Annotated in this window: 19 protein-coding genes, 2 pseudogenes and 1 riboswitch; of the genes and pseudogenes, 5 read left to right on the top strand and 16 right to left on the bottom strand. The window is 39.6% G+C overall.

Annotated features, from left to right (window positions below):
* Position 1: 1 nt before the first annotated feature.
* From N1I86_RS03560 to N1I86_RS03575, 4 genes are all read right to left on the bottom strand, one after another.
* Complete coding sequence (locus N1I86_RS03560; protein WP_341094989.1) at positions 2–1,804, bottom strand: IucA/IucC family protein; 1,803 nt, start codon at positions 1,802–1,804, stop codon at positions 2–4.
* On the bottom strand, positions 1,755–3,302 hold the full coding sequence (locus N1I86_RS03565) for a pyridoxal phosphate-dependent decarboxylase family protein (RefSeq protein ID WP_341094991.1): 1,548 nt from the start codon (positions 3,300–3,302) through the stop codon (positions 1,755–1,757). Before N1I86_RS03565 ends, N1I86_RS03560 begins: the two co-directional genes overlap by 50 nt.
* 12 nt (positions 3,303–3,314) lie before the next feature.
* Positions 3,315–4,679, bottom strand: a complete 1,365-nt coding sequence (locus tag N1I86_RS03570) for an aspartate aminotransferase family protein (RefSeq protein ID WP_003354227.1) — start codon at positions 4,677–4,679, stop codon at positions 3,315–3,317.
* 433 nt (positions 4,680–5,112) lie between these two features.
* Positions 5,113–5,268, bottom strand: coding sequence for a DUF1540 domain-containing protein (locus N1I86_RS03575; RefSeq protein ID WP_003354226.1), 156 nt, complete (start codon positions 5,266–5,268; stop codon positions 5,113–5,115).
* Positions 5,269–5,611: 343 nt separating this feature from the next.
* On the opposite strand from N1I86_RS03575, the gene N1I86_RS03580 reads away from it, so the two are divergent.
* Complete coding sequence (locus N1I86_RS03580; protein ID WP_003354225.1) at positions 5,612–5,965, top strand: DUF485 domain-containing protein; 354 nt, start codon at positions 5,612–5,614, stop codon at positions 5,963–5,965.
* The gene (locus N1I86_RS03585) at positions 5,962–7,488 is read left to right on the top strand and encodes a solute symporter family protein (protein ID WP_341094996.1); all 1,527 of its coding nucleotides are present in this window, start codon (positions 5,962–5,964) and stop codon (positions 7,486–7,488) included. The genes N1I86_RS03580 and N1I86_RS03585 overlap by 4 nt, the downstream gene beginning before the upstream one ends.
* Before the next feature lie 541 nt (positions 7,489–8,029).
* On the opposite strand, the gene N1I86_RS03590 is transcribed toward N1I86_RS03585, so the two are convergent.
* The 3 genes from N1I86_RS03590 to N1I86_RS03600 form a co-directional block, all read right to left on the bottom strand.
* Positions 8,030–8,887: a TIGR03943 family putative permease subunit gene (locus N1I86_RS03590; protein ID WP_341094998.1), complete on the bottom strand. Its 858-nt coding sequence runs from the start codon at positions 8,885–8,887 to the stop codon at positions 8,030–8,032.
* 14 nt (positions 8,888–8,901) lie between these two features.
* Positions 8,902–9,903, bottom strand: coding sequence for a permease (locus tag N1I86_RS03595; RefSeq protein ID WP_048622967.1), 1,002 nt, complete (start codon positions 9,901–9,903; stop codon positions 8,902–8,904).
* 332 nt (positions 9,904–10,235) lie between these two features.
* Complete coding sequence (locus tag N1I86_RS03600) at positions 10,236–11,189, bottom strand: CobW family GTP-binding protein (protein ID WP_341095001.1); 954 nt, start codon at positions 11,187–11,189, stop codon at positions 10,236–10,238.
* A 348-nt stretch (positions 11,190–11,537) separates the two neighbouring features.
* Between N1I86_RS03600 and N1I86_RS03605 the strand changes: the two are divergent.
* A pseudogene (locus N1I86_RS03605) lies at positions 11,538–12,740 on the top strand (transposase).
* Between the two features lie 177 nt (positions 12,741–12,917).
* Here the strand turns inward: N1I86_RS03605 and N1I86_RS03610 are convergent.
* From N1I86_RS03610 to rpsN, 5 genes are all read right to left on the bottom strand, one after another.
* Positions 12,918–14,099, bottom strand: a complete 1,182-nt coding sequence (locus N1I86_RS03610) for an IS701 family transposase (protein ID WP_003353085.1) — start codon at positions 14,097–14,099, stop codon at positions 12,918–12,920.
* A 431-nt stretch (positions 14,100–14,530) separates the two neighbouring features.
* Entirely contained in the window at positions 14,531–15,379 is an 849-nt protein-coding gene (locus N1I86_RS03615) for an iron chelate uptake ABC transporter family permease subunit (RefSeq protein WP_040341361.1), read from the bottom strand.
* Positions 15,325–16,032 (bottom strand): metal ABC transporter ATP-binding protein, encoded by a 708-nt coding sequence (locus tag N1I86_RS03620; protein WP_341095003.1) that lies wholly within the window; start codon positions 16,030–16,032, stop codon positions 15,325–15,327. The genes N1I86_RS03615 and N1I86_RS03620 overlap by 55 nt, the downstream gene beginning before the upstream one ends.
* Positions 16,033–16,124: 92 nt before the next feature.
* Entirely contained in the window at positions 16,125–17,054 is a 930-nt protein-coding gene (locus N1I86_RS03625; RefSeq protein ID WP_341095005.1) for a metal ABC transporter substrate-binding protein, read from the bottom strand.
* Between the two features lie 234 nt (positions 17,055–17,288).
* Complete coding sequence (gene rpsN, locus N1I86_RS03630) at positions 17,289–17,558, bottom strand: 30S ribosomal protein S14 (RefSeq protein WP_048622964.1); 270 nt, start codon at positions 17,556–17,558, stop codon at positions 17,289–17,291.
* Between the two features lie 286 nt (positions 17,559–17,844).
* On the opposite strand from rpsN, the gene N1I86_RS03635 reads away from it, so the two are divergent.
* On the top strand, positions 17,845–18,888 hold the full coding sequence (locus tag N1I86_RS03635) for an IS30 family transposase (protein ID WP_048622401.1): 1,044 nt from the start codon (positions 17,845–17,847) through the stop codon (positions 18,886–18,888).
* Between the two features lie 605 nt (positions 18,889–19,493).
* Here N1I86_RS03635 and N1I86_RS03640 read toward each other — a convergent pair.
* The 4 genes from N1I86_RS03640 to N1I86_RS03655 form a co-directional block, all read right to left on the bottom strand.
* Positions 19,494–20,267 carry a Cof-type HAD-IIB family hydrolase gene (locus N1I86_RS03640; RefSeq protein ID WP_341095008.1) on the bottom strand — a complete coding sequence of 258 codons (774 nt, stop codon included), beginning with the start codon at positions 20,265–20,267 and terminating at the stop codon, positions 19,494–19,496.
* A gap of 619 nt (positions 20,268–20,886) precedes the next feature.
* Positions 20,887–21,564, bottom strand: a complete 678-nt coding sequence (gene tenA / locus N1I86_RS03645; protein ID WP_341095010.1) for a thiaminase II — start codon at positions 21,562–21,564, stop codon at positions 20,887–20,889.
* Positions 21,564–22,859 carry an acetylornithine deacetylase gene (locus N1I86_RS03650; protein ID WP_341095013.1) on the bottom strand — a complete coding sequence of 432 codons (1,296 nt, stop codon included), beginning with the start codon at positions 22,857–22,859 and terminating at the stop codon, positions 21,564–21,566. The genes tenA and N1I86_RS03650 overlap by 1 nt, the downstream gene beginning before the upstream one ends.
* Positions 22,860–22,960: 101 nt before the next feature.
* Positions 22,961–23,066, bottom strand: a riboswitch (TPP riboswitch).
* 207 nt (positions 23,067–23,273) lie between these two features.
* Entirely contained in the window at positions 23,274–23,888 is a 615-nt protein-coding gene (locus N1I86_RS03655) for a nitroreductase family protein (protein ID WP_341095014.1), read from the bottom strand.
* Between the two features lie 122 nt (positions 23,889–24,010).
* On the opposite strand from N1I86_RS03655, the pseudogene N1I86_RS03660 reads away from it, so the two are divergent.
* Positions 24,011–24,999 (top strand): annotated as a pseudogene (locus tag N1I86_RS03660) (IS3 family transposase); the annotation flags it as partial.
* Positions 25,000–25,017 lie beyond the last annotated feature (18 nt).

Genomic DNA, 25,017 nt, shown 5'->3' on the forward strand with positions numbered 1-25,017 from the left:
ATTACACTTCATGCCATTCACCCACCGCAGCAACGATTGGATTAGGTACTCGAACATAAACGGATTGCGATGCAAGAGACCCTACAAGCTCGTCCATATCATGCACTCTTGTCAGTAAGTTCCCCTTGCTCGGCAGCTCTCTTTCCGTTAGCAGAGATTCTATCAAATTCGTACGATCACCCAGTTGAGCTTTTAATTGATTCAACTCTTCTTTAACCATGATCAACAAACGGTTTTCATCTATTAAACGGTTCACTCCGAACGCGTTGATTAAACCAAATAAATGATTAAACAATACGTAGTAGCAAAAACGCTCCTTTGCAATAGCATCGTCGCATACTGTGTCGCTTTTTTCGTTTAAAGTGCCAACCAGTTCTTTAAGAGCTTCCGCTTTTGATCTCATAAAATAATAGCCTTGGTTATCGCGATAATAGAAAGTGGATGGATAACCTTCTTCGTCCAGATTGACGATGGAGTTTTGCTGATGGGCTTCTAAGGCAATCCCATACGTTTCGTATAACCAGTAAAGAGGCCGCAAACTGATCTCTAAATAACGAGCAAACCACTCCTCGCTCACTTCCGCAACGGAAGTCCCTTCTCGGTGTGCAATGTCCAAAATGATGTTGGTTAGATGGGAACGTCCTCCTGTAATATGGTCTTGACATAACGCCGCTAATAAAGTAGTCCGAAGTTCATTTCCTTCTTGAAATGGATTATCACGAATGACGACTTCAAATCCAGTTTCATAAGAATCGGATTTTAACGAAATATAAGCAGGATCTTCAATAATGCGAAATGAAGGGTGCTGTTCTTGTAATTGTTCACGAATCTCTCCGTGAAGCAAACGACTCACTTCCACCCCGCGATGCAGCTCTTTTCGCTTATTAACACGCAACGAATTGGTGATTTTCACCGGAATCGAAAATTTATACATGAACTTTGCCTCTGGGTGGTATACAGTCCGTACGGAAGAAGTTGGATAATATTTTCTTCCATGAGGTCCAAGATAAGCCATTTTCCCTGATTGGATCAGGTCACACACATATTCATTCCCCAAAAGCTTCCTTGCCTGAAGCGGGTGAACTGGTATAAGAGAAAAACCATCTTTCTGACAATATTTTTCTTTAAAAGCTTTTGAAACCAAAGGATCATACAACAGTTCTTCTTTAATAAGAGTGGATGCCTTTTTTGCCAACACAGAATCTTCTTCTACCAGTTCATTCACAATTCGAAAATAATGAAGCTGAAAAGCTCCTTTTCGTTCAGGAGCAAAGATATGCTCTTCATCTTCATCGATTCCTTGTCGGCTTTTCGGCGTCGGATGGAGCTGGTGTCCGACGATCAATGACTGTTCCGATTGGAGGTAGTTTTTTTCTTTTTGATAGCATTCTTCTATATCCTCCTTTCTTTCTGCAAGAATGGTTTTCATATTCTGATAGCTTAAAAGGATACGAAGGATCAGTTCGTCTGAATGAATGAGCTTGTCCGATTCGAGTCTGCATTCTTTTTGAATCAACAAAGCCAATGTGACATAGTCGAGTTCTTCCATTTCCCCATCTATCAATTGATAATAAATAGGAGATGAATAGAGGTGGCGGCCTGTTGGCGACTTATACTGAACAGGAACATATACTGTAACAGACTGCTGATCAAAAGAAAGTACTAATACATAGGGAACATCTGGTATTTGGACTTGAACAGGAATGTCATCCGGATGCTTCCATTCCCCTCTTCCCGTCTCTTTTACATAACAATTAATTAAGTTTTGCATCGTAATGTGGCTCGTAATGAATGGAATATTCATGCCTTTTCTCTCCTTGCTCTTTCTCTATTTTTTCTCCCAATCTCTTCATCCGTTCTATATGTTTCTTCATATGATCGATCGTATTAAGCGGATTAAGCATCGTGCATTTTAAATATACTTTTCCATCCTGTCTTGTTTTGGCTATAATGAACTCGCCGTTTTCGTAAAGGGCTTGCTGCATCTTACGGTTCATTTCATCCACATACTTTCGGTCTTCCGTACGTGACGGTAAATAGCGGAACAGAATCGCATTCATTTCCGGATATACCGGCACTTCAAAACAAGGATCTTTTTTCATGAGCGATGCCGTTTCTTTCGCTAAATCAATCGTATAATCAATCATCTGCCCCAAGAGATCGGTCCCTAATAATTTGAAAGTCATCCATAATTTCAAAGCGTCGAAACGCCTCGTTGTCTGAACACTTTTTTCAACAAGGTGGATCATCCCTTTTTCCTGATCTTCCTCAGGATTCAAATAATCCGCATGATAAGCAATACGGTGAAAATTTTGATTATTTTTCACAAAAAAAGCACCGCAGCTGATGGATTGATAGTATAACTTATGAAAATCGATGGTGATCGAATCAGCCAAATGCAATCCATCTAATAAAGACCGATATTGATGAGAAAAGAGAAGCGCTCCGCCATAGGCGGCATCGACATGAAGCCATAATCCTTCGTCCTTTGCCAATCGTGCCGTCTCACTTATACTATCAATGCTTCCAAAATCTGTTGTCCCTGCTGTCGCTACTATCATAAAAGGAATCAATCCTTCTCGACGAAGCTTTTTCAGTTTGTCCATCGCATCATCTATGAACAGCTTCTGCTGATCATCTGTCGATACTGTCACTACGGCATTCGCTCCCAATCCAAGCTGTGCGGCCGACTGCTGCACAGTAAAATGAGCATGCTCCGAGCAAAGGATGCGCAACTTGTTTGCTTCATATGGCAAACCTTTTTGATGGGCATTCACCTTGAAGTACGTTTCACATGCTTTATTCCGAGCAAGCAGCAATCCCATATAATTAGATTGAGTGCCCCCGCTTGTAAACACACCATCAGCTTCATGAGAATAGCCAATTTTTCGAGCAAAGAATTTCACAAGCGCCTCTTCCACGTAGGTGGCAGAGGGGCTTTGATCCCATGAATCCATCGACTGATTTAACGCTCCAATCATCGTTTCTGCCGCAATCGATGGAAGCAAAGGGGGACAATGCAGGTGGGCCATAGCGGAAGGATGGGAAATCCATAACGAATCTCCCACAATAACGTCTTGAATTTCCGCCATCACTTTCGCTACTTCTTGGCCGGCGATTGGAATGTGGAGCGCCTCCTTCACTTTTTCCTCTATCTCCAAACAGCTTGTCCCGGAAAACGGCTTTTTCGCCTTTTTCGTTTGTTCACATATTAATGTCATGATCTCATCCATGAGTAAGCGATAGGTTTTCTCGCTTTTACCGTCAGGATGAAGAAACCATTTTTGAAAATTGGAATTCATGCCCATCACCTTCTAGCGCAATCCAAAATAAGATTCAGCATTTATTACGGCTTCATAAAACCGCTGCAACACATCACCGATTTGTTCTTTTGAAATAATTAACGGCGGCAACAGTCGAATGACGGAGCTGAAACGACCCCCAACTTCCAAAATCAACCCGCGGTTAAAACATTCTTGCTGAATCTTCTTGGCAAGCTCTGGATGGGCAGGGTAACTTCCGATCGCATTTGGCTGTTTGGTCGGATCAATGATTTCAATCCCGATCATAAGACCCCTGCCTCTTACATCACCGATGGAAGAAACTTGTTTTTGCATTTGTTTTAATTGCCCCATGGCATATTGTCCTAATTCATGAGCATGCTCTGGCAAGTGATGTTCTTTCACAAACTGTATAGTGGCTTTTCCCGTTGCCATTGCCATTTGGTTTCCGCGAAACGTTCCAATATGGGCTCCCGGCTCCCATTGATCAAGACTTCTGTCATAAAGAACGACGGATAAAGGCAAACTTCCTCCGATGGCTTTGGATAAAACAAGAACGTCCGGTTCGATTCCTGCATGTTCAAAAGCAAACATTTTTCCTGTTCGACCGATCCCCGTTTGCACTTCATCGATGATAAGAGGAATATTACGTTCTTTAGTGATTCGCCGAAGTTCTCTGAGCCATTCGATCGGGGCTGGAATCGAACCTCCCTCTCCTTGAACCACTTCCACAATAATTCCTGCCGGAGAAACGATTCCACTTTCTGGATCGTCTAATAAATATTCAATGTATGTGCTGCTGATACGGTGTCCTTCTGCTCCTATACCAAACGGGCAGCGATAGGCATACGGATAAGGAAGAAAATGGGTATCAGGAACAAGCGCGTGAATCCTCTTTTTCGGGTTTGTCGTTCCGGAGATGCTTAACGTTCCATGAGTCGAACCGTGATACCCTCCTTGAAATGATAATATCGTTCGATTTCCCGTTGCTGTTTTCACCAGTTTCAAAGCAGCTTCGACTGCATCAGCTCCCGTTGGTCCACAAAAATGGATTTTTGACTTTTCAGCAAACGAAGAAGGTAAAGAAGCAAATAGTTCATCAATAAAGGCTTCTTTAATTGGTGTGGTTAGGTCAAGCGTATGCAATGGCACATACGCTTGCAGGACTTTTTCAATGGCTTCTCGTATCACTTCATGATTGTGACCCAATGCCAGCGTACCCGCACCTGCCAAACAATCAATGTACTGCTTGCCATTCATATCTGTTATATAAATGCCTTCAGCTCTTTTAATCGCAAGAGGGAGCCTTCTTGGATATGACCTGGCATTCGATTCTCTTTTTTCTTGCATCGCCAATAGGTCTTGATTTCCTATATGTGCAAAAACAGGTGCTTTCATCCTTCACCACTCCTTTATTTTTCTCATTCTCCATTCATAACAGAAAGAGGGGGTTTCAATTCATATATTGAGAATGATTTTCATTATCGATTGCAAGTATTATCTTAATTGATAATGATTATCATAGTCAATATCTTTTTGAAAAAATGATAATTTTTTCCTAAATTAGAAAAAACGGTATAACTCTCCCCACACCCTTTAAAAAGGTTTTCAACCCTTAAAATTTTTCCCCAGTTTTTGCTGTTTTCAAGATCAAATTCAAAACAAAAAACTGACCCGTCATCCATTAATAGAACGAATGACAAAGTACCTACAAATGAATCCCATATGCTTGGGATAAAAGCCATAAAATAAGAAATGAATGATTCAAATTCGAATGTAAATCATCTAAAAACAATAAAGGGTAACCAAATATTGGCTACCCCTTAGCGAATTAAGCTTCTGGTCTAAATGTTTTACAATCTGTTTCTTCAGTACTCGATGCCTGTTTTCCTTTGTGACTGACCACATAAATAGTATCTGCACTGCATTTGTTTCCATTGCTCCAATATATACAATTATGAACTTCACAAAGAACATCTTGAGCCATATTAGTATCCCTCCCTAATGGTTATGATTCGCCGTTTTTCGGTTATCGATACTTATTTTTTGTCCTCATTATTTTGTGATGCATACAAGAAATGTCAAAAAGGTTTCCTTATCATATAAAAGGCCTCGTTGAGTTTTTCTCCAATCCATGAGTTGGTTTACTAAAGTACTCCTTGCCCCAGAAAATTTAAAGCATAGCGGCTGAGAATGATAATACCCACTTAAATTATCAAAATTTTCTAAAAATATATTGCGTATGGACCATTGTTTTTTTAAAATAAACTCATGGTTCTGATATATGTAAACGATTTCAGAACTGAATCATTTATAAAGGAGTGACGAATATGGAAAACAAAGAGTTGCAATCATCATCCCCGTTGGAAAGCACAACGATCGACTACGAAAAAATCGCTGCCAGCGAACCATTTCAACATCTTGTTAAATCAAAAAGAAAATTTCTTGTACCACTCACAGTATTCTTTCTCGTTTTTTACTTTGCGCTTCCTTTTCTAACCTCATTTACTAAAATGTTAAACCACTATGCCATCGGCGATATTTCTTGGGCTTGGATTTTCGCCTTTGCCCAATTTATCATGACTTGGACGCTTTGTACGGTATATGTCAAAAAGGCAAACAAATTCGATGATATGGCAGGAAACATTTTGGAAGAATATAAAAACAAGGGGAGTAACGTATGAGTATAACGGCATTTATTTTATTTGTTATTATTGTAGGCATTACCCTTGTGATTACGTACTGGGCAGCGAAGAGAACCAAAACGGCTAGCGAGTTTTATACAGCCGGCGGCGGACTCAACGGCTGGCAAAACGGTTTGGCGATTGCGGGCGACTACTTGTCTGCCGCATCCTTTTTGGGAATTGCCGGAGCGATTGCCTTAAACGGATTTGACGGGTTTTTCTACAGTATTGGCTATCTTGTTGCCTATTTAGTTGTTCTGTACATCGTGGCGGAGCCATTGAGAAACCTTGGAAAATATACTTTGGCAGACATGATTACCGCTAGGTTCAACCAAAAGAAAATCCGCGCGGTTGCCGCCATCAACACTATTGCCATCGTGATCTTTTATATGATCGCCCAACTTGTCGGGGCGGGAGCACTCATCCAATTATTGCTCGGCATTGATTATTGGATCGCCGTTTTAATTGTCGGCATCATGATGACAATTTACGTACTGTTCGGCGGAATGACCGCCACAAGCTGGGTGCAAATCATTAAAGCCGCCTTGTTAATGCTTGGAACGGTCATTATTTCTTTCTTAGTTTTAATGAAATTTCATTTTAACCTATTCAATATGTTTACTGAAGTAAAAAACGCTACACCTCATGGCGAAAACTTTTTGCATCCGGGAATTAAATATAAAGATCCGATCGATACGATTTCGATTACGCTGGCATTAGTACTTGGAACAGCAGGCCTTCCTCATATTTTAATGCGCTTCTTCACCGTAAAGGACGCAAAAACGGCCCGCAGTTCTGTCGCTGTGGCCACTTGGGTCGTGGGATTGTTTTACATTTTGACCATCTTTCTGGGCTTCGGCGCCGCTGCCTTTGTCGGGTCCGAAAAAATCATTCAAGCGAACGCAGCAGGGAATATGGCCGCTCCGTTGCTGGCGCAAGTGTTGGGCGGAGACTTCCTCATGTCTTTCGTATCTGCCGTCGCTTTTGCAACGATTTTAGCGGTTGTAGCCGGGCTCGTTTTATCGGGGGCTTCCGCTTTTGCACATGATATTTACGGGCAGATTATCAAAAAAGGAAACATAACGGAAAAACAACAAGTGTCAGCTGCTCGTTATTCTTGTATTTCCGTCGCTGCATTATCCATCATTTTAGCTTTATTTGCCCAAAAAATGAATGTGGCCTTTCTCGTTTCATTAGCATTTTGTGTGGCAGCCAGCGCCAACTTGCCCGTCATTCTATTTACGATTTACTGGAAAAAGTTTAATACGGCAGGAGCCATTACAGGAATGCTTTCCGGTCTGGCTTCATCCCTTATACTCGTCATCATAAGTCCAAACGTGATCGCTCCGGAACCAGGCGCCGCGATTATAGTCGGAAAACCGCTTATTTCATTAACCAATCCTGCCATCATATCCGTGCCAATCGGATTTTTAGGAGCTTATTTAGGTACCGTTTTGTCGCCAAAACGAGATGACAAAAAATTCGCTGAAGTGACGGTCAAAGCCAATACAGGCTTAAAATAATTTTCTTTCATCTATAGGAAAGTCATCAATCCGTCACCAGAAGCTGTTCCCGTTTTGCGGCATTTCTTCCTTTGCTTTCGGAAAATCTATTTTCAAACGGATCTATATCTCGGTAAAAAGAAAACACGCAACCCTCTTCTTTTCTCTATACTTGAATCGACCTGAAGCAAGCAATAAAGAATGGGGTTGCGTGCGGTACGATTTTTACATGACTCTTCCCTGATTAAAAGATGGTCCAGTCATTTTGATAGAATGACAAATTTCGGTGGATATACTTTCATTTCCGCTTTTCATACAAATAGTGCTTACGGACTCATCGAAAAGATGGAATGATGTGATTCATTATATCAAAATTCAAAATTCCATGAAAAAGCGGATTGATTTTACGATGAGGCTAAAGTACTGAACAAAATAAGACAAAACAATGGGGAAGCAAATTCGCTGCAGAGCACCTATTGCCCATACCAACTCCTGAATGGTCTTATCATGATGTATAACATGGATTAGAATTTGAACCTAAAACCACCATAACATGGAAAAATTATTCAATTTGCTTATATGTTTCGTAAACATAAGGATTTTTCGGTCGGGGAACAACGTGAATATCTTCTAACTTTAACTTAGGCAGTATATTATTTTGATAATTCACTTTAGATAAAATACCGGTTACTTTGACCCATGTATCTTTTTTATAGTTGGCCAGATTGTCTCCCTCTACCAATAATCCATAGACAGAAGCATCGGCTATGCAGCAAGAAACAACAAACCGGGCAACCACTAATTGATTGGGACGAAATTGTTCTTCGCGATACACAAATCCTGTTATTTCCACTTTTCTCCCTATCATATGATCTAGGTTCTCATCGATCATACTGAGGGTGTCAACATAATGGGCATCATTTACAACGATTGTCCTTTTTCCTGCTGATCCATCGTTTGAACCGTTTATATCCCCACTCTCGTTCTTTGCAGAATGGGCACTGCTGCTGCCGGAAAGATTTTTTGAATCATCTTTTTGCTTCACCAAGCTATATTGGATGCCTTTATTCTTCACAGCGGAGCTTTCCATAACATGGTTTGAAAAAATAAATCCTATAAGAAGAGGAAAAAACATCATGGAATACAGACCGATATTTTGGGCAAACGAAGAATTTTCTTGATGATCTATACCACACTGGCAATGATAATTTGTCTCTTCATCAGAAGTGCTTCGTACAATTTGAATAATGCCTAAAATTAAAAATAATAAGATGGAACATGAGATTAAAGGTAACATCCTCGGAGAAATATAATTCAATATTTGATCGGTTAATAACAATTTCAGCCATAACAAAGCAAATCCTATTAAAATCAGTCCTCGAAGATAAGCATGAAATCTTTCGCTAAAAACGTTTTTCAAGCTCCTTCTCTCCCCTATAAATACGCTGTTTGTAAATAAAGAACGGAAAGATAAACCACTGCAACCATAAACAGAATGAGAGTCAAAACAAACGGTGTTTTAAAGTAAGAAAATAACATCAGAGTATTCTTCAAATCTAACATCGGTCCAAATACTAAAAAGGCCAGAATCGAACTATAAGAAAATGTATTCACAAACGTTTTGGCTACAAAGGCATCAGACTCTGAACAAATAGAGAGAAGATAGGCCATTCCCATCATGATAATAGGAGACGCATGATCATGGTGGCTCAACGATAACAGCCAATCTCTTTTCACGAAAGATTGAAAAATGACGACGCATAAAGATCCAATGATCACATATTTGCTTGTTTCAAAAAACTCATCTATTGCATGATATAAAAACTGTTTTCCTTTATTAGGATAATCCTCTATCTTTTCCTCCCCTTGTACGACTACCTCTCTCCTATTTCTTATAGGGTTGTAGCGGCGAAAACAGATAAACATCAAAATGCCAAGGACAATGGAAATGAAAAAAGCCAGTCCCATTCGTAGGTATACGATTTCTCGTTGACCTTGAAAAGCATAATAGGTAGAAAAGAAAACAATCGGATTTATAATAGGAACTGCCGTTAAAATCGTGACTCCGATATACGGCGGCATCCCCTTCTGAATGAATCGCCGAATGACCGGGATGATGGCACATTCGCATATTGGAAATACTAGACCTAATAGTGCAGCCGGCAATAACATGAAAAGTCCTCGTTTATGAAATATCCTTTGGATGACCTTTTCAGGAATAAAAATTTGTATCAAAGCGGAAAAACAGACGCCTATAAGAATAAAAGGAAAGGATTCCAACAAAATACTCAGAAAAATTGTCATTTGATTTTTGATAGAATCCGGCAAGGCAATGTCGATTTTGGATGGGTCATGAATAAACAAATAGATCAGACAAATAAATAACAAAAAACCAATAATATTTCTTACGAAAGTGTACAAATAGGAAACGATCATTGTTTTTCCTCCGCCAATCTTGATCACTTTTTTAATAGTCTATGAAAAATCGGATAAAAAATGACAGAAACTAATAGAAGATTCCCTATCAAATCAAACATAGCTTTTCCCCAAGGAATAGAGCAAAAGACGCAAAACGATCAACCCATTTCAACGGACGGAAAAACCCCTTTAAATTTTATATATTGGTGTATGGAAATGTTTCCCTTGCCACCTCTCAAAAAAGACAAACCCAACTTGAGAAGATGAGTTTGTCGACATTTAGAAGAAAACCTTTTCAGGCAAAAGAAACCTCCAAATAGCTTCTCTTCCTATATGACAAAAAGTTATGGTCATGAAGAGAACTCATGTTCAAACTGTTCTTTTATTTTTTGAATAGCGAAATGTTCTCCAATGAAAATCATACTCGGAATCATATTTTGATTTCTTGTACGAATAGGGTACATTCTCACGTTTTTTGGTGAATATTGTACTTGATAGAAATCTTCTTTCCCCTCTAATCTGACAATTCCTTTGGCGCGATACAACTCATCGGGAAGAGAGTTCAGCCATTTCACCAACGTTTTTTTAGATGCAGCAGACACATTTTCAATTCTCACTGCTTCAATGAATGCATGATGATGAACGTGTTCATGAACATCACCTTTTCTGTCATGAGACAAATGATTGATCGTAAAACGCTTCATAAATACTTCATTAATAGGAATTTTTCCAAAAGTAGTAAAGTGAATTGGAACTTCTTCTGACACCAATTGATGAAGATTTTCTTCGATTTTATGAAGTTTATTTTTAGACACTTGGTCTAATTTATTCATAACAATATAAGTTGCACATTGAACTTGATCTTTCAGAAGCTGAATTAACTCTGAAGACGAGGAGAAAATGCTAAGATGGGATAAAAAGTTTCCTGCATCAATGACGCTAATAATGGAGAAAATGTCAAATACTTTACTATATGTTGGCTGTAACAGAACTTCCATTAATTCAATCGGATTTGCTACTCCTGTTCCTTCAATGAATAAAACATCAAACGTTTCCCGTTCTTTCATTAGCTGATCTAATGTTTCTTTAAAATTGGATTGAATGGTACAACAAATACATCCGTCTAATATTTCAATGACACGCTGATCTTCGAATAAATGGCTTTCGACATTGACCGACCCCAGTTCGTTCAGAATGATAGCCGGTTTTTGATTTCTTTTTTTGCATGCTTCCATTAGATTCAGAAGAACTGTAGTCTTTCCGCTTCCTAAAAATCCACTCATGATATAAACGGGTTTTTTCATTTTGCTGCTCCTTTTCCAATAAAGATTTAAATCGCATTTAGATTAGATGTTGATCGCAATACTTTCTTAAACTGAAAAAGTCTTCACCAAAGCAGTTTTAAATCGGAATGATTACTATTTACCAAACCTATTACTATATATATTCTTTTTTGCGGCTGACAGAACGAAAATAATCAATGAAAAACAATGTAAAGATTGAATGAAGAAAGCCATTTCTATATGAGCATTTTGCATATTTTTTGACTCAAGAGCCATAAGGATTTCAAAGACACAAAAAAGGACTTCACCCCTAAAATGTAGAATTTTTGAAGTGACGAAACCACAAAAATTCAAAAGGAGGAAGTCACTTTGTATATTCTACAAGAAAGCCTATTTTCCTTTGAAGAACTGCAAAAATTAGAGTCAAAAGAGAAATTACCTATCTTTTTTAGCTCGCTTGATTTACGCCCTTATGCTAAACAGTTGAGAAGTTCTTCACCCCGAGGGGCTGACGGTCATTCCAGAGAAGGGATTCTAAGGGCTCTCATCGCTGCCCCACTCGAAGGCATCGACACCTTTACCGCCCTTCATCATCGATTGGATAAAGACCTTCGTTTCCGTTATCAATGCGGTTTATCGATTGATCGCCCCGCACCGTCTATCTCCACTCTCAGCCGGGTTTTTGCGGCACTTACCAAAAAAAAGCTGGCTGAAAAGATCTTCCTTGACTTGGTACAGTTAGCTCAGGAGGAAGGAATAATTGACGGCAGCCACCAGGCCATCGACAGTGCCGCCATTGATGCCTATGAAAAGAAACAGCCCAAAAAGCGTAGTGAACAAACGGGTAATGCCAATTGGGGCGCAAAATATGATTCCTTCGGCAATAAAATTACCTGGTTTGGCTATAAGATGCATCTTTCAGTCGATACCGCAAGCGAACTGCCAATGGCCATAAAAGTAACCCCTGCCCATGTGAACGATGGAGAAGTCGCACCAGAATGAATAGAGCAAGTGGCAGAGCGTACCAAATCCAAAATTGAATTTCTGATCATGGATGGCGGATATGACCAACTAAAAAACTATGAATCAGCCAAAAACATTGGAGCGCAAGCCATTATCCCGCTCAATTTGCGCAACGAAAAAGAGCCTCCTGAAGGGATTTCTTCCAATGGAACTCCGCGTTGTTCCATGGGTTATGAAATGACTTATTGGGGAGCTGATAAGGACCAGCTCAAGTTCAGATGTCCTCACGCAACCGGCAAAGTGGATTGCCCATTAGGAATGGCAGCCTGTTCATCTTCCAACTATGGAATGGTGGTAAAAGTCGACATCAAAAAGGATGTGCGCCGATATTCCAATCCGCACCGTGATACAAAACGTTGGAAAGAGCTTTACAACGAGAGGACAAGTGTAGAACGCTGTAATTCAAGAATGAAAAGCTACCTTACGGCGAACTCCCTACATGTATGGGGAATTGAAAAAGTAAAGACCCATATTTACCTGAACGCTATTGTATTACTTGTTTCAGCGCTAGCGATGGCAAAGGAAAATAAAGGGAAGAAAGCCGCTTAAAAAAATTCAATGTGAAAAATTCTGTAGGTATGCCCGAAAACAAGATTATTGTAATATTTTGTAAAATAACATGCTGGTAGCTATTTGTCGAGTGCTTTATTTTTTATACTTTTACTGTAGATGAGCATTTTTATTAACAATGATTACCATACGAAAAAGAGACAAACGGGGTACCCCTTATGCCACGTGGAGCTGTTTTTTCACGGCATCAATGGGAATATTTTGTTTTGCTGCACGATAAATGAACTCCACGAGGCTATGTCCTTTTCTCTTGCGCAGGAGATCGAGCCCATCCGAAACATCACTGTTCGACTCGAACATGCTGTACACATACGCAAGTTGCACCAAGATCCAATACCGTTTCACCGCCCGACGCCCGCGAACGCGGTATCCATCGAGTTTCAGCTGGTCTTTCGCTTGACGGAAAAAACATTCGATCGACCAACGCTCGGCATAGTAGCACAAGATGTCTTCATCGCTTAGCTCGCGATCGGTGCTCAAGACGCAATGAAGATGTTTCGGTGTCATCGGCTGATCGGCTTTCCATGCGAGCAGCACCACGGCATCCTTGAGACCGTTCAGAGCACCTTCGTAGCGATACACCCGATAACGCTCTTTTCCCACCGTGACGAGGCGGGTATCCCGTGGCTCCATAGATTTGGCAAATTCCTTTGCTTGAATGGCCGTCCCTTTTGGATAGAGAATCCGATTCGTCTTGAGCATCGCGATGACGTGGAACCCTTTTTTCAAGCAGGCTCCCACGAGGGTTTTCGATGGATACCAAGAGTCCATGAGCACATAAACGGGTCGACTCACATCCAACGAAGAAAGCATCTCGATCGCGAGTTCCCCTTTGCTTTTCCCCGCCGTCTTGTCGTAGAGGCGAAAGGCAAAAGGAAACGCTTGGGTCATCGTATGAACCATGAGCCAAACGAGAGAATGTCCCCAGATCGACTTTTTCTCTGCGTGAGAATAGTGCCAATCACACCCTTGAATGGCGTGTGTTGCCCGTGACGAGGGCTTCGTTTTTTGGCAAATCGTATCATCGATCGAAACAAAAATGGGTTGATTCTCTCGTTTCGAGCTGCGTTCGACACGATGAAGCACCCACTGCTGGAGTTTGCGAAGCAACGTCTCTTCTTCCCATGGGCTTTTCGTGAAAAAATGGCTGAGTGTCGTGCGATGGTTCGGATGAAAACTCCCGTGATGTAGATCGGTCAGTGTTCCCGAAAAGCCCTTTGTAATCATCGCATCCACGATATGAACGAGATGCTTCATGACAGGTTTTGAGAAATAAAGTGCCAACCCCAACATCGTCAAAAACTTGTGGATTCCTAGGTGATGTGCTAATCTATTCATGAGACATGAACCCCCTTGTGAGTAGTTGTGGCACATCTATTCTAACCAAGGAATCGGGTTCATGTCTTCTTTTTTGTTTGGTTGTAAATTTATGTTAGCGAATTTGCTCATCTACAGTACTTTTATCCAAAAAATCTAATTTTGCAAAATGCTCTATAAAATATTTTGTTTTTTCAGAAAATATTAAACAAGATTAAGTTAAACCTATCGGGCTTCTTCCATCTTTCTAATCAAACGGAGGTTTTGTTATCTGCATCTTTATAACTAATATCTTTCAAAAGAGATAGCCAGGCAGAATGCGAGCATAAAGTATAAAAGCTTAAGCAAGAGTTCTTGCTTAAGCTCCTTGACACATACCATACTTGATCTTTCAAATATTTGAACAGAAAAAGTTGGAAAGAGCCTAATGAATTCATTTTGTTCTAGGAATATCAGGAATCCATATTTTTAGGTTGATGTGTTATGAATCTCTTTATTTGTAATAATAATTTTTGAATCACAAATCCAACCAATAAAATGACAACAAGCAATAATGTAATCGTCGCCCCGGGTGGAGTCCCCAGCTTATAGGATGAAATAAGTCCGGAAAAGATGCTGATTCCTGCTACTGCAATCGCTGTGATGAACACCATTTTAAATCCCTTTGCCATTCTGATAGCAAAAGCAGCGGGCAGAACCAATAGTGCTGAGACTAGAAGCACTCCAACCATGGGGATAATAATTGAAATGCACAATCCTGTCATGACGCTAAAAGACAGCGATAAAAGGTTCGTATTCACCCCACTGGTGAAAGCAGTATCTTCATCGAATGTAAGCAAATATAAAGGCCTTCTTAAAAAAAGAAAATAAAGCAACAAGAGTATTGTGACTCCTATCATTTCATATAACTGCCGATCCGTAATGGTCACAATCGAGCCAAACAAATATTGTTCAATATTTGTGGTCATTCCGCCTTCTGTCAAGCTTAACAGGAACAAAGCGAATGACAAACCTGCTGCCATTAAAATAGCGATGGATACTTCTGAGTAGGTTCGATACGCCCTCCTCATATATTCAATTCCAATGGCTCCTGCGATAACGACTAAAATACTGGACAGTATAATAGGCGAATGGATGAAATATCCAATGGCTACCCCGGCTAGAGAAATATGAGATAATGTATCAGCCATTAAAGCTTGTCTCCTTAAAACAAGGAAAACTCCGAGCATTGGAGCGATAATGGCAATTAATCCGCCAGCCCAAAACGCCCGTTGCATGAATTCCAGGTTAAACATTTCCATCCGCCTTGCTCTCCCCTTTCTAAATGGATGATTTTATCTAAATACGGTTCTACTTCATTCTGCTCATGAGTCACCATAATGACCGTGCGATGATGTTGTTTGACTTGGTGATGCATAAATTTATAAAAACCTTGCCGGCTTTCATAGTCCATTCCTGTTGTAGGTTCATCCAATACGAGTAAATCCGGATCAGACGCCAATACTCGTGCAATACAAATTTTTTGTTTTTGACCACCTGATAAATCCCCGATTTTATGATGGCGAAATTCCCACATTCCCACCATTTTTAACGCATTTTCTACTTTTTTATGATCGGTTTGACTCAATTTCTTTAACCACTTCCCACGTCGAAACCTTCCCGATTGAACTAACTCTAATACGGTGCTTGGAAAACCAACATTAAAAGAGGCGATTTGTTGAGGCACATATCCGATGGTTAATCGTTTTCCTTGAATATTTTGTTTGCTGATGGTAACCGTTCCTTCCCAAGGCTTTAGCAAACCTAGCATCACACGCAGCATCGTTGATTTAGAAGCTCCATTTGGTCCTGTAATTCCTACAAATTCCCCGCTATGAATCTCAAAGGACACTCCGTTTAAAATGGGAGTATGCGAATATCCAAAAACAACATGATCTAAAGATACTAATTTCAACAGCTTCTCCCCCTTTCCTATAGAACAAATAAAAAGTGGGCGCCTATTTTTCAAAGACGCACACTTATAAAATTAATGACTTCTGCACAAAATTATGGATTCATTAATGATTTTTTCAAAGAGTCTAGATTTCTTTTCATGATTTTCACATAATTAAGACCTTTATCTTGCTCTTCTTTGGTTAAACCTTCTAAAGGACTTAATACCTCCGTTTTCGCACCTACCTCATTCGCCAAAGTCTGAGCTACTTTAGGTGAAGCAATCTCTTCAAAATAAATGATTTTCACCTGATGCTTCTTGGCAAATTTTTTGAGTTCCGCTAATCGTGCCGGACTAGGCTCTTGTTCAGGAGTAAGTCCCGAAATGGGAACTTGTTTCAACCCGTACTCTTTAGCTAAATAACTAAAAGCAGTATGTTGTGTAATAAATTCCTTTTTTGGTGCTTTTTCAAGTGTCGTGCGGTATAAATGATCAAGTTGTTTCAGTTGCTGAATGTATTCTTGACTGTTTTTTTCGTAATAGGCTTTATGTTCAGGATCTTTTGCCATAATGGCTTTCGTAATGTTTTCCACTTCTTTTTGAGCTAATACCGGATCCAGCCATACGTGAGGATCTAAATGAGATCCTTTATCTCCTTCTTCTTCCTCTTTAGCCCCTTTTATCAAAGAAATCCCTTTACTAGCATTCACAAATTTTACATTATTTATACTTTTTTGGAGATCAGGAGCCCATGTTTCCAGCTCAGGGCTGTTATAAATCAGCAGGTCTGATTTTTGAATTTTTTCGATATCTTTAGGAGATGGGTCCCAATCATGCGGCTCAACATTGGCAGGAATTAAAAGATCTACTTGCGCTTTGTCTTTTGTAATGTTTTTCGTAAATTCATACATAGGGTAGAATGTAGTCGCAATATGTAGCTTAGAATCTTTCGAATTAGATTGGCTTTCATCGTTGCTACATCCTGCAATCGCTAATGAACACATCAGCAATGCCAAGAAAACCTTGAATCGGAAGCGTTTCATCCTCTTTTCTCCTTTTTTATCGATTTATCTAAATGGAATGGATATTCGCAAATCAAAATGATTACGATTTTGTCGTGTTAGAATAATACTATTAGAATTACAGTGTAGTCAAGTAAAAGTTCTATTCTTTATTCTTTTACTTTCTTGAAAAAGAAAAGAACACGATTATTCATTGCAAAAATGATTGCAAAAATGATTTCACTTCTAAATCTTAGTCCATTGAATCAAAGAAAATTACCAGCTTGATTTTTTCACGCCCGGAATCTGACCTTTATGAGCATACTCACGAAAAGCAATGCGTGACATTTTAAATTTTCTTAAGTATCCACGTGGCCGCCCAGTTATTTCGCATCGATTTCTCAATCGCGTTGGAGATGAATCACGCGGTAACTTTCGCAATGCCTCATAATCTCCTTTTTCCTTTAATTCCTTGCGCAAGGCGGCATATTTCTCAACCATTTCTTGACGTTTTTTTTCTTTTACGATCTTTGATTTTTTAGCCATTTTTTTCATCCTTTTAAAAATAAGTCTTTTCATCATCCAACATTCATCAATTGATAATTATAATCATTACGATATACTAGATTCGTTATAAATCGTAATGATTACGATTTATAACGTATTATAAACGAACTTTGCTGCCATTACAATATATTCTCAAGAAAGATTTTTACGCATACAAACGGGCTAGTTGTATAATCAAATGCAACAAGCATAAAAAATGAAAAACCATAGATAAACCACGTATGATTAAGTCGACTAAAACAATATCGATACGGAGGATTTATCTATGGCAATTACTAATTCTACCATAGGAGCTCGGCATTTCAAACACTTAACGGCTTATGACCGTGGGAAAATTGCGGCCTTACACGCTGCTGGTAAGACTCAACAGGAGATTGCAGATTATGTTGGTTGTCACAAAAGCACCATCTCCCGTGAGTTAAGAAGAGGTACAGTGCCACAAAGAAAAAGCAACGGGAAAATTGTTCATGTCTATTTTCCAGACACAGGTCAACTTCTCTATGAGAGAAACAGGAAAGCCTGTGGCCGCAAGCTAAAACTAGACGATGCCATCGAGTTTATTAAGTATGCCGAAACTCAGATCCTTGATAAGAAATGGTCTCCTGATGCGGTATGTGGGAGAGCCAAACGTGATGGGAAATTCAAAGACAAAATGGTTTGCACCAAGACCCTTTATAACTATATTGATCTAGGACTTATAGGCGTTAAAAACATTGACCTACCTATGAAAATTACCCTGAACACCAAGAAAAAACGTAACCGGAAGAATAAGAAGATCTTAGGACGCAGTATCGATGAGCGACCAATTGAAGTCAATGAACGCCAAGAGTTTGGTCACTGGGAAATTGATACGGTTATAGGCAAGAAGACTAAAGATCAGGCCTTATTGACTCTTACTGAGCGCAAAACCCGTAAAGAAATAATTTTGAGAGTGACAGCCAAGGATAGTCTATCCGTTTCAGAAGTCATATCTCAGTTGAAAGTGTCTTATGGTAATCGGTTCTCTAAAGTGTTTAAAACCATTACGGCTGATAACGGTTCTGAATTTGCTGACCTCGGCCTTAGTGTTGAAAAAGATCTAACAGAGGTTTATTTTACACACCCTTACACATCCTGTGAACGAGGAACCAACGAGCGTCATAATGGCCTTATTAGGCGCTTCATACCAAAGGGGAGACCCATTTCCTCTGTGGCAGACGAAACCATTACCTATGTTGAAAATTGGTGTAACCATCTTCCAAGGAAGATCCTCAATTATCGTACACCTGAGGAGTGTTTCCAAATAGAGTTAGCTGGCTTAGCTTCTTAACCTTAAGCCAGCTAACCCAAAGGGTTGGTTTTTAGCAACTTGACAAAGAGCCTCTGCGGGCATGGCTACCAGCCATGAAGCCAGGTATACGGTACTGGCTGGGCCAACCAGGCTACCATGCCCACCACTCCACGTCAAGTCGCGCAGAGTGTCCCGATTCTACTTAATCATGGGTTATCTGGTCTTTCAATACTTGTTGCATTTAATATTGCAATTTAAGACGCATACAAACGTAAAGACAATAGAAAAAATGTCTTCCCTCTTATTATTGAAACGTCTTGTCTATTGAATAGCCTAATGGAAAACAACATCATGATTCTTATAAAGAAGCAATGACACGTTTAAGATAAAACTTTTATTCATTGTGAATTAACCAATAATAAAAGGCTTGCAGACTGTCAAGCAATTTTGACTTTGTCGACAAGCCGTCATTTTAAAAACTAGATCGAATTCTGCTTTAAACTGTAAGTATTTTTTAGTTTGAACCCTTTTCTTCTGAAAAAAATTGCTTCTTTTGAGGGCAATGTATAGCGTCTTACAAAAAACCGTTCAATATTCCCCTATAAAATGGTAAGAAATACACACCGATTGAACTCATCGTACCGTTAAATCAGCTCTAAATACTCCAGCCCGTATCGAATACCCCCATCATTCACGTGCTTGGTCGTGAAATCAGCAAAAGGCTTTACCTCTTCATGGGCGTTTCCCATCGCAATGCCCATTCCAACATAAGAAAGCATTTCTTTATCGTTTAAACCGTCTCCGAATGCTACCGCGTCATCAGGGGATAGTTTCAAGTGTTGCAGCATAGCTGCAATCCCTTTTGCCTTCGATAAATCGGAAGGAAGCACATCCATCGACAACGGATGCCAACGAATAAAAGAAAGATCGTTAAATTTCTCAAGGTAATGAGTCTCTTCATGTTCTTGGCAATAGAGCAATGCTTGATAGATACTAGTATACTTCCAATAATACGGTTGGAAACCAGGCGACTCCAGCTTGAGAAATTGAAAACTTTCGACTACATGGGGATGCTGTTTTTTGTTCGCATAGCATTCTTTATGGCTCAAATAAACGATGGGATGGTTGAATCGATGGGAATATTGCTCCAATTGTTCCAAACTGGCGGGATGAATCGGTTTTTCAAAGATGACTTTCCCTTTATATACAACATACGAACCGTTAAAGCTTACAAAAGAATCAATTCCTAATTCTTCAGCAATATGACGAAAATGAAATGGGGCTCTACCAGTCGCAAAAGACACTTCAATGTTTCGCTCTTTCAGCTTTCGAATGGCCTCTTTTGTGTCAAGAGGTATGGTCGAATCTTTATTGACTAATGTGCCGTCAATATCGAAAAAGACGATTTTATAAGACATAGTTTCTCTCCCTACGTATTTTTTGAAAATAGTATTTTTTCACCCAATCACGATTTATCTGACCATTTTCATAGCTTATTTCAATCATCCCGCGAACAGAAGCTCCTTCCATTCATTTTATAACAAGAACGCAGCAAGAATGTCCAAACACGACACAAAATTGCCCGTACAGGACTTGTATGTATGTAACCTTCCATTTTAAGCAGATGCCTATAAAAAGAGTTTAATAAATGCTTTATCATTTTGATGATGAGGAGGATTCAATGTCATTATACGCATGAAAAATGACTTGGGTAAGGTTCCTCTAAGCCTATCCAACATATTCGCCACTGTATTGAAGATCTCCTTCATATTTAAAACTTTTCTTTACCTATAAACCTCCCGCTTTTCCCGGGAGGCTGGAAATGGTTTGCTGAATGCGTTCTAAAACGAAAAAATCCTTTGAAACGTCAACTTTCATCAACACCAATCATCGTTCGGGATATCTATAGCTGTCATTTCTGCTATCATTTTCGGCATAATCCATAAAATTTTTTACACCATCTATTTCATATATAAAATAGTACTCATCGCACAGCGTGAGGGTTTTATGATATTCCGGCAAGTCGTCAGTACTTTATCATTCCCGTTCAGTTGGCCACATTTCCTCGTTGTAAGCCATCTCCCAAAACATGTATTCAAATCGAGTCGTGTTCAAGAAAATTTCTTCCAGTCTCGCAAGTTCTGATTCTTGTTTTCCTGCTGCAAGATCATCGAGAAGATGGATACACCATTGAGCGAGTTCTCCAAATTCCTCCGAGCTGTACATTTGAATCCATTCCCCATAAAGTTCATGATCACTTGCCCCCGGCAAACGGCTTAATTCTTTTCCAATCTCCCAATAGCTCCACATACAAGGAAGTATAGCGGATACAAGTTCCGCAAGCGTACCATTTTGGCCGACATGCAGCATATAATGCGTATATGCCAGCGTAGTGGAAGAAGGTTTGGCTTTTTCAAGCTCCTCTTCGCTAATGTCAAATCGTTTCGCATATTGGCGATGAAGAGACATCTCCTCATTGATGGTGGAGTGCAAAAGCGCTGAAAATTTCCCCATTGTTTCTACATCATCAGCCTTAACAGCACCCAATGCAAATAATTTGGAATATTGAATCAAGTATAGGTAATCTTGAATCATATAAAATCGAAATTTTCTTGGATCAAGAGAGCCATCCCCCATTTCCTGTACAAAGGGATGAGAATGATTCTTTCTCCAAATAGGTTGTATTTTTTCGTATAATCTTTTACTAAATTTCATCATAGCCACTCCTTTTGTCCATCGGATTTCGTATGACACCATTGATAAATAAAGGTCAACATGACTTTCGTATAATCGACCAATTGATCAATCGATAGATGTTCATTCACAGCATGAGCGTTGTGCAAATCACCCGGTCCATAAATCGCTGTAGAAATACCGGCTTCACCTAGCCATCCACCGTCAGTGACTGTTTGGGACACATCTATGATAGGATCGGTTTTACAAACTTCTCGGTGCGAACAGGCTAACAATTGTACTCCGGGATGCGTAGGATCCACTTCCAGCGATGGAAAAATTTCACCGCGATCTTCAATCATGGAAGTGCCCCCCCATTTAAAAGTGGGGGGATTTTCTCTTAACCACACATCTCCTTGAGCTACCATTTTTAGATGCTCCTCGATTTCTTTTGCAACCTCTTCATAAGATTCATTCGGATAATAATGGACCGTGATCCTTAATCGGCATTCATCCGCAATAAAAGCGGCATGTCTTCCGCCCTCAATCACTGCCGGGTTAATGGTATTGGATCCCGGAGGGAATCCCGGATAACTTTTCGTTACAGCCCAATGACGTTCCAGCTCCTGTAACCCCTCTATTACTTTCATCATTTTTTCAATCGCGTTTGCGCCAAACAATCTCCCACCGGCATGGATCATGTTTCTTCTCATTGCATCGTGAAACGTTTCTTTACTTTTAACAGTGATCCAGCCGGTAATAACACCGCCTTGTCCTTGAATATGTAAGTCGCTTGTATCTACAACAACTGCAAAATCAGCCTTGTACCCGCGTTTACAGCATTGCAGCGTTCCTGCTTCGCCTACTTCCTCCCCAATAACCGATTGAAAGATGAGATCCCCTGGCAATTCAATCTCTGCTTCACGAAGCAATTGAATAGCAAACAGTGCTCCGGCTAGCCCGCCCTTCATATCTGCAGCACCACGCCCCACTACTACTCCGTCTTTCACTACTGGTTTAAAAGGATTCACTTCCCAGTCCTCATTTTCATCCACTTCTGCGACGTCAATATGACCATTTACAATCAGACTCTTATAATTTTGGGAGTTCTTTCCTTTTAAAACTCCCACCATATTAGGATCACCGGGATAAACATCCCACATATCAATCTTAAAACCTAGGTTCTTCAAGAATTCTGCCACAAATGATTGCGCTTCTTTTGTATTTCTGGCCGGCGGGGCAGGAGTTCTAAAAGAAATAAGCTTTTTCAATAGATCAATCAATTCTTGTTTTCGTTGATCGACTTGTTCAACAATCCGATGTAAATTTTGGCTCACCGAATACTCTCCCCCTTATATGCATAAAAAAACCACTTCTTGTTCAAAGAAGTGGCGACGGCATCATCCAATCGAAAAACAAAGCATGTCTTTCGAAAAAGATGACGACAACACCGCTTCCCTACGCTAGTATTACCTAGTTCAGGTGATAAGGGTTAAGGCCATTATGCCTCTCTCAGCTTTTCAAAAGCACCCCTAGTGGTGTATAACGATTCGATTTTATAAAAATTTTCCCGAAAATCGTAATAATGACTATTTTTGTTCATTTTAACATATCAAGACTACTTGTTCAATTGCACAGGAGGATTCGTATGACCTAGCAGCCTCAAGATTTTTCCAATAAGCAAACTCTACTCTGATTTAGAATGAAATCCACACTGAAATGGATTATAGAAACCCTTCATCTTAAGAATTTTACGAGCTCACTTTCCCTTCAAAAACCAATTCTTTTAAAGGTTTTCTCGTATTTGGATTTTCACGCTTCTGCAAGTTTTCATCAAGTATTTTTTTTTCGCCTTGATAACCAATAGCAATCACGGCATGTAGATCAAAATTTTGCGGAATATTTAACAATCTGCGAGCCTCTTCTTGATCAAATCCTCCAATGGCATGTGTTACAAGACCGAGCAAAGTGGCCTGAATTGCTAAATATCCCCAAGCAGCGCCAGTGTCGAACGCATGTGCACCATTAGGATCACCATTCTCTCTTTGTTTGTTTGAAGCAACTAGAACAAGAACGGGAGCTTTTTCTGCCCAAGTTCGATTAAAAGGATGAAGAAATTGGTGGAAAGTTGTTAATTGCTCAGATGTTTTCGCCACAATAAAACGCCAAGGCTGGTCATTATAGGAAGAAGGAGCCCAATGAGCTGCTTCAAGTACACTATACAAATCTTCATCAGAAACTTTCCGATCGGAAAATGCGCGAGGAGACCAGCGATTTAAAAATAAAGGATTAACGGAATGCTCAGCTTTTCGAAATTCTTTTACTTCATTGTATAGCTGTTCGACTGGATTTACAGTTAAACTCATTTAATATACCCCTTTTTTCAAATTTAAATGATGATTACGAATCTTCGTTTCTGTTTTGTTCTAAAGCCGTTATAAACTGTCTATTCTTTCAGTCGGCCTATCCGTGCTTAAAAGGCTTAAGGTTCGATAAAAAAGTTAGAGGAAATCGAAAGGAGGCGAAAATAAACCAAATCCGATTTGAAGACAAGTATGTCGCCATCCGGGAACTTCATGAGAAAGAACACCTAAGCATTCTCTTATTATGTGAAATCGCTGGTATTTCACGAGCTGCTTACTATAAGTGGTTGAAACGTTCGCCTTCTTCCCGAGAACTTCAGAATAAAGAAATCGTAAAAGAGATGAAAGTTCTCCATGAGAAAGTAGATGGCATCTATGGTTACCGTCGAATGGCTTTGAATATAAATCGAAAGTTTGGTCAGATCTTCAATCACAAACGTATTTATAGACTGATGAAAGTTGCCGGTATACAATCGGTTATTCGAAAAAAGAAGAAATCTTATAAGCGTTCTACCCCTCAACATGTTGCAGAAAATAGATTGAATCGTGAATTCACAGCGGAAAAGCCAAATGAAAAATGGGTAACGGATGTCACAGAATTAAAATATGGTTCATCCAAGAAAGCCTATTTAAGTGCCATTCTTGATCTATATGATGGATCCATCAGGATGAGCAAACGATGGAGGAATCGAAATGACAACGAGCCATTCTTGATCTATATGATGGATCCATTGTTAGCTATGTTTTAGGACATTTCAATAATAATCATCTTGTTTTCAAAACGTTGGATCAAGCCACCGCACTTTTAAATGGAGAGCATCCACTTATTCATAGTGACCGTGGGTTCCAATATACCTCTCATGGTTTTAAACGTAGGATAGACCAAGCAGGGATGACGCAAAGTATGTCACGAATAGGCAGATGTATTGATAATGGACCAATGGAATCTTTTTGGGGAACGCTCAAATGCGAGAAGTATTATTTATATAAGTATCAGACATTTGAAGAATTATCTCTTGCGATTGATGAGTACATCCATTTTTATAATTATGAAAGGTATCAAAAAAGATTAAACGGCCTTAGCCCCATGGAATATAGAGCTAAAGCCGTTTAGGTATATTTTTATTATTTC

The organism is Bacillus sp. FSL W8-0116, from assembly GCF_038003825.1.
GTDB classification, from domain to species: Bacteria; Bacillota; Bacilli; order Bacillales; family DSM-4216; genus Bacillus_O; species Bacillus_O smithii.

Bases quoted from the DNA above. Each gene is read 5' to 3' on its own strand.
- N1I86_RS03585 (WP_341094996.1), top strand. From the start codon at position 5,962: ATGAGTATAACGGCATTTATTTTATTTGTTATTATTGTAGGCATTACC.
- N1I86_RS03615 (WP_040341361.1), bottom strand. From the start codon at position 15,379: ATGGAAATGTTTAACCTGGAATTCATGCAACGGGCGTTTTGGGCTGGC.
- N1I86_RS03565 (WP_341094991.1), bottom strand. From the start codon at position 3,302: ATGAATTCCAATTTTCAAAAATGGTTTCTTCATCCTGACGGTAAAAGC.
- N1I86_RS03600 (WP_341095001.1), bottom strand. From the start codon at position 11,189: ATGAAAAAACCCGTTTATATCATGAGTGGATTTTTAGGAAGCGGAAAG.
- N1I86_RS03570 (WP_003354227.1), bottom strand. From the start codon at position 4,679: ATGAAAGCACCTGTTTTTGCACATATAGGAAATCAAGACCTATTGGCG.
- N1I86_RS03635 (WP_048622401.1), top strand. From the start codon at position 17,845: ATGGCAATTACTAATTCTACCATAGGAGCTCGGCATTTCAAACACTTA.
- rpsN (WP_048622964.1), bottom strand. From the start codon at position 17,558: ATGGCTAAAAAATCAAAGATCGTAAAAGAAAAAAAACGTCAAGAAATG.
- N1I86_RS03610 (WP_003353085.1), bottom strand. From the start codon at position 14,099: ATGAATAGATTAGCACATCACCTAGGAATCCACAAGTTTTTGACGATG.
- N1I86_RS03575 (WP_003354226.1), bottom strand. From the start codon at position 5,268: ATGGCTCAAGATGTTCTTTGTGAAGTTCATAATTGTATATATTGGAGC.
- tenA (WP_341095010.1), bottom strand. From the start codon at position 21,564: ATGAAATTTAGTAAAAGATTATACGAAAAAATACAACCTATTTGGAGA.
- N1I86_RS03560 (WP_341094989.1), bottom strand. From the start codon at position 1,804: ATGAATATTCCATTCATTACGAGCCACATTACGATGCAAAACTTAATT.
- N1I86_RS03580 (WP_003354225.1), top strand. From the start codon at position 5,612: ATGGAAAACAAAGAGTTGCAATCATCATCCCCGTTGGAAAGCACAACG.
- N1I86_RS03655 (WP_341095014.1), bottom strand. From the start codon at position 23,888: ATGAGTTTAACTGTAAATCCAGTCGAACAGCTATACAATGAAGTAAAA.
- N1I86_RS03625 (WP_341095005.1), bottom strand. From the start codon at position 17,054: ATGAAACGCTTCCGATTCAAGGTTTTCTTGGCATTGCTGATGTGTTCA.
- N1I86_RS03595 (WP_048622967.1), bottom strand. From the start codon at position 9,903: ATGATCGTTTCCTATTTGTACACTTTCGTAAGAAATATTATTGGTTTT.
- N1I86_RS03640 (WP_341095008.1), bottom strand. From the start codon at position 20,267: ATGTCTTATAAAATCGTCTTTTTCGATATTGACGGCACATTAGTCAAT.